Raw genomic sequence first — 4947 nt, 5'->3', positions numbered from 1 at the left:
CGTTTCCCGCCGCCGACAAGGCAGTGTTGTGCAACTCCGGGACCGAGGCGATCCTCTTCGCCATCAGGATGGCGCGCGGCTACCGCAGGCGCGCGAAGGTGGCCAAGTTCGAAGGTCACTACCACGGCTTCTCCGACCAGGGCATGGTGAGCTCGTGGTTCCGGTTCTCCGGCGACCGCGAAAGGCCGCTTCCGGTGGCGGGCTCGCAGGGTGTCGATCCGGCCGCCGTGTCGAACACCCTGGTGATGCAGTACGGCGACATCGACGGACTGGCCAGGATCAGGGAGGCGGCCGAGGATCTGGCCTGCGTCATCCTGGAGCCGATGCCCACCTCCGTGGTGGCGCTGGACGTCGAATTCCTCACCGCGTTGCGGGCGCTGTGCACCGAGCTGGACATTCCGCTGATCTTCGACGAGGTGGTCAGCGGCTTCCGGGTCGCCTACGGCGGCGTCCAGGTCATGGCTGATGTGCACCCCGACCTGACCTGCCTGGGCAAGGTCATCGGCGGCGGACTCCCGTGTGGCGCCGTCGTCGGCGCCGCGCATCTGATCGACACCGCCAAGAGTTCCCAGGATCCCTTCTACGACTACGAGAACAAGGTGTTCGCCGGTGGCACGCTCAGCGGCAACTCCCTCACCTGTGCCGCCGGTCTCGCCGTGCTGCGGCATCTGGATTCCCACCGGGAGATCTACGATCGGCTGGAGTCCAACACCCAGCGTCTGGCCTCGGCGATGCGCGAATCGGCGGCCAGTCGGGAGATCGCCTGTCGGATCAATGCCAGGAATTCGATCTTCTCGCTGAACTTCAGTCATCGGGCCGCCGGCCTGTACCGCGACCGAATGGCGGGCAGCAACTTCAAGGCCACCATCGCGCTCGCCTACTACATGCGCAAGCACCAGGTGTACTTGCCGGAGCTGCACAGCTTCCTGATCAGCGCCGCACACACCGCCGAGGACATCGATCGGATCGCCCACGCCTTCGACACGTGCCTCGACGAAATGCTGGCCGACAACCTCTTCGTGGTGTGAGGCCCACCTTCGTGTCGCTTCGACACCCGATATTCGGAGGACTCAATGCGTTTCATGTCCCGTGAACTCCGACCCGCCGAGCGGTTCGTCCCCGGGCTCGATGCCCGCCTGCGCGCGCTGCCGCCCTCGGTGCTGGAATCGCCGGAAAGCCCGGGCCTGGCACTGTTCCGGGAGTGCGGTGGGCCGGGGTTGCTCATTCCCAAGGACAAGGGCGGGCTCGGCGCGTCGCTGTGGGAGGCCGCGCAGATCCACCGGCTGCTCGGCGCGCACTCGCCCTCTCTGTCGATCGCGGTGAACATGCACTCCTGCACCGTCGCGGCCATCCCGGAGGGACCGGGCACCGAGGCCCTGCTCGCCCTGGTGGCGGCGGAGAATCTGTACCTCGCCTCCGCGTTCGCCGAGGGGGTGCCCGGTGCGAGTGTCATCGAGCCGAAGCTGCGCGGTGAGCGGATCGACGGCGGGTGGCGCCTGTACGGCAGCAAGAAGCCGTGCAGTCTGGCCCGGTCGATGGACATCCTCACCGCCAGTGTGCGGCTGACCCCGCCGGGGGCCACCGAGCCGGAACTCGCTCTCGTCGTGATCCCCGCCGCGGGACCGGGGCTGGAGGTGCGTCCACTGGACGGCGCCCCGGTGTTCCCGGCCTCGGAGACCGACGAGGTGGTACTCGACGGTGTCGAGATCCCCGACGACTCGGTGTCGTTCTTCGGCCGGACCGACAGCCTGAACGCCGCGTTGACAGCGGGCTGGCTGACCTTCGAACTGCTGGTCTCGGCCTGCTATCTCGGCATGGCGGGCGGACTGGTCGCCGACGTGCTCGAACAGCGCCGTGGTTCGGCGGCCGACCGAATGCTGCTGGTGGGGGAGCTGGAGTCGGCCATGGCGGCGATCGAGGCGGTCGCCACCGAGGTCATGAACGGTGCGGGTGAGGCCGACACCGTCGCCAGGGCACTGCACGTGCGGTTCGCCGCGCAGCGCACCATCGAACGCACATCGACGCTGGCCACCGAACTGCTCGGGGGCGTGGCGTTTCTCACCGGCAGTTCCGCGCAGCGCTACACCGCCTGCCGGGCGCTGGCCTTCCATCCGCCGTCCCGGCTGAGCATCGCCGAGCCGTTGGACCGGTTCACCGCGGGCGAACCGCTCATCGTCACCTGACACGACGAAGTATCGACCGCACAGAGATATCGAGAGCACACAGATGTCGTCGTCACCTCCGCCGGACAAGTCCCTCGACGCGGCCGTCGTGCAGATCGGCCGTGGGCCGACGGGCACGGCGCTGGCCAGGCACTTGCTGCCCCAGCTGGCCGCGGGCACCCGCTATGTCGTCGTCGATCGCGATCCCACCGCGTCACACCTCGCCTTCGGCACCCCGGAACCGACCCACCTGATCAACACCAGGGCGGCGAAATCCAGCCTGAATCCCGCCGACCCCGACGAGTGCCTGCGCTGGACGACCGCCCACGCCGAGGCGGCGGGCGTCCCGGTGCCGGAATTCCCCGCCCGGCGCTGGTACGGGCACTACGTGGCCGACATGTTCGACCAGGCCGTCCGGCAGGCGCGGGCTGCGGGTGTCATCGTGGACGTCGTACGCGACGACGCGGTGCGCGTACTGCCACTGGCGGACGGACGACATCGGGTCGAGTGTGCCGGTGGTTTCGCGGCCGAGGCCGACCGGGTCGCGCTGTGCCCTGGAATGCAGGCGCAGGCGGATCCGGTGCCCGCCATCGCCGGGGCAGCGGGCTATTTCGGCGATCCCTGGCGTCTGCCCGAGCTTCCCCGGGAGGCCAGGATCGCGATAGTCGGTACCAGGCTCACGGCCATCGACACCTTCCTCACCCTCGCCGCGCGCGGTCATCGTGGCCCGATCGTGCTGGCGTCGCGCTCGGGCAGACTGCCGAGGCTGCGTGGATCGGAGGCGGTGGCGCCCGTACCGCATGTGGAGGCCTGTATGGCGGCCGCCTATGCGGCGGGCACGCTGCGCCTGGAGGATTTCGGGCGCGCGTTGATGGCCGACATCGAAGCGGCGTCGACCACGCCACCCGACTGGCGTGAGGTGCGCGACTGCGGGCCGACCACCAGGACGATGCTGGCCGCGGAGATCGCGGAGGTCGCCTCGGGTGTCGAACGCGGCTGGCAGCAGGTGATCAACGGCGCCTCACCCGTGCTGCTGCCTGCCTGGCAACTGCTCGCCGAGGAGGATCGCGCGGTCTTCTTCACCGAGTGGCTGACCCCGCTGCTCGTGCACGGGGCGCCCATTCCACTGAGCACGGCGCGGCGGGTGCTCGCCGGCATCGACGCCGGGCAGCTGCACGTCGCGGGCGGACTGTCCGCGGTCCGGCAGGCGGGTGAGCACTTCCTCGTGCGAACCGCCGAGGGCGAGATCGAGGCGGATGTGGTGATCAACGCGACCGGCGCCGCCACCGACGAGGCCACCCTGCGCCGGGAGCCACTGTTGGCGCATCTGCTCGACCAGGGCTCGCTCACCGCGCACCCGCACGGCGGTGTGCGGATCGACGTCGCCACGTTCGAAGCCGTCGACCGGGCAGGCGCCCCGGTGCGCGGACTGCATGTGATCGGCGATCTGACCCGCGGCGCGGTGCTGGTCACCAACGACGTGCTCGCTCTGTCCTTTCTGGCCACGCTCGCCGCGAACGCGATGAGCGCCCGACGCGAAGCGGGGGTACCGATTCCATGACGACCGCGGTCAAACGCACTCCGGTGCTGGCGGTTCTGTGTCTGTGTGTCATCGCGATCTACATGGATGCGATGATCGTCAACCTCGCGCTGCCCAGTCTGGTGCGCGATCTCGGCGCGAGCACGTCGGCGTTGCAGTGGATCGTCGACGCGTACGCGCTGACCTTCGCGGCGCTGGTGCTCGCCGCGGGCAGTCTCGGCGATCGTTTCGGCAGGCGCAACACGTTGCTGCTCGGCCTGCTGATCTTCACGGTGTCCAGCGGGCTCGGCGCCCTGTGCACCGACACCGGCCAGTTGATCGCGGCCCGCGCGGTGATGGGGCTCGGCGCCGCCCTGATCTTCCCGTCGACGTTGTCGATCCTGACCAACGTGTTCACCGAGCGCGCCCAGCGTGCGGGCGCCATCGCGGTATGGGGGGCGGTCTCGGGCATCGGCGTGGTGCTCGGTCCGATCGTGGGTGGACTGCTCCTCGAATACTTCTGGTGGGGCAGTGTCTTCGTGGTCGTCGTCCCGATCGGCGTCCTGTGCCTCGTGCTGACGGTTCTGCTGGTGCCGGACTCACGAGATCCGTCGACACCCGGTCTGGACATCCCCGGGCTCGTGCTGTCCACGGCCGGTATCGGACTGCTGGTCCACACCATCATCGAGGCTCCCGCCCGCGGCTGGCTCGCCGGCGCGACACTGCTCGCTTTCGCGGTCTCGGCGGCGCTGCTGACGGCGTTGGTCATCAGGGAACTGCACACCGAACACCCGATGATCGACATGCGGCTGTTCGGCAACCTCCGGTTCTCCGCGGCGTGCGCGACGATCACCATCACCTTTTTCACGCTCAACGGGTTCACCTTCCTGGTGACGCAGTACTTCCAGTTCCTGAAGGACTACACACCGCTCGGTGCGGGGGTGCGTCTGATCCCGGTGGCGGTGGCCATCGTCATCGGCTCGGTCGTCGGCGGGAAACTCGTGCTGAAAGTGGGCACCAGGGCGGTTGTCACCACCGGCCTGATCCTGATGGCACTCGCCTACGCCTGGTTCTCGATCGATGACGTCGCCACCGGCTACGGCCTCATCGCGGCGCAGATGGTGGTGATCGGCCTCGGCATCGGTGCGGTCGCGGTGCCGGCCACCGAGGCGATCATGGCCGTGGTGGCCGGCGGGAAAGGCGGCCTAGGGGCGGGCGAGGACCACGCCGCCCCCCAGGTAGGGGGCGCCCCCGGGCAAGCCCGGG

At 69.1% G+C, this 4947-nt stretch carries 4 protein-coding genes; all 4 read left to right on the top strand.

What is annotated here, in order from left to right:
* A partial coding sequence (locus tag QH283_RS23950) for an aspartate aminotransferase family protein (RefSeq protein WP_280505193.1) occupies positions 1 to 1028 on the top strand: 1028 nt, incomplete at its 5' end.
* Positions 1029 to 1082: 54 nt separating this feature from the next.
* Positions 1083 to 2183, top strand: a complete 1101-nt coding sequence (locus tag QH283_RS23945; RefSeq protein WP_280505192.1) for an acyl-CoA dehydrogenase family protein — start codon at positions 1083 to 1085, stop codon at positions 2181 to 2183.
* Between the two features lie 43 nt (positions 2184 to 2226).
* Entirely contained in the window at positions 2227 to 3723 is a 1497-nt protein-coding gene (locus QH283_RS23940; RefSeq protein WP_280505191.1) for an FAD/NAD(P)-binding protein, read from the top strand.
* Positions 3720 to 4947 (top strand): DHA2 family efflux MFS transporter permease subunit (locus QH283_RS23935; RefSeq protein WP_280505190.1); only part of this gene is annotated, 1228 nt, incomplete at its 3' end. The genes QH283_RS23940 and QH283_RS23935, both read left to right, overlap by 4 nt.

The sequence above is a fragment of the Nocardia farcinica genome (assembly GCF_029867845.1).
Classification (GTDB): domain Bacteria; phylum Actinomycetota; class Actinomycetes; order Mycobacteriales; family Mycobacteriaceae; genus Nocardia; species Nocardia farcinica_A.
This window is presented reverse-complemented; position numbering and strand designations above follow the sequence as displayed.

Excerpts from the sequence above, each read along its gene's own strand:
- QH283_RS23945 (WP_280505192.1), top strand. The coding sequence starts at position 1,083 with ATGTCCCGTGAACTCCGACCCGCCGAGCGGTTCGTCCCCGGGCTCGAT.
- QH283_RS23940 (WP_280505191.1), top strand. The coding sequence starts at position 2,227 with ATGTCGTCGTCACCTCCGCCGGACAAGTCCCTCGACGCGGCCGTCGTG.